The organism is Burkholderia sp. BCC1640, from assembly GCF_902833125.1.
Lineage (GTDB): Bacteria > Pseudomonadota > Gammaproteobacteria > Burkholderiales > Burkholderiaceae > Burkholderia > Burkholderia diffusa.
In genome coordinates, this window is sequence record NZ_CADFEF010000160.1 from 1 (window position 1) to 463 (window position 463).

The window sequence follows — 463 nt, forward strand, 5'->3', positions numbered from 1 at the left end:
CCGCTGCAGGGCAAGAACCAGAGCGGCTTCGTCGGCCGCTACAACCGCGCCACCGGGCTGCGCGACCTGACCATCAACGTCAGCGTCTGGAGCAACATCAGCAAGTACGACGTGATCACCGGCCTGGCCACCGCCGGCACCACGCTGTACGCGAGCGACTACTTCGGCAACCGCGTGCGCGTGTTCAGCACCGACGGCGTCTGGCAGCGCGACATCCAGATCGCCAGCCCCGGCGCGCTGGCGCTCGATGCGGCCGGCAACCTGTGGATCGCGCAGAAGAACACCGGCACGATCGTCGAGTACAGCGCGGCCGGCGCCCTGCTCAACACCATCCAGATGGGCGCCAGCGCGCGGCCCTCGGCGCTCTACTACGACACGCCGACCGGCCAGCTGATGGTGGGCGACTCGGGCCCGGACATGAACATCAAGCGCTACTCGGTGACGGGCCAGCCGGCCCTGGTCG

General features: G+C 69.1%; 1 protein-coding gene. It reads left to right on the forward strand.

The genetic code is table 11. The features are described 5' to 3' along the window. Positions 1 to 463 (forward strand): SMP-30/gluconolactonase/LRE family protein (locus HWX25_RS32995; RefSeq protein ID WP_175912788.1); only part of this gene is annotated, 463 nt, incomplete at both ends.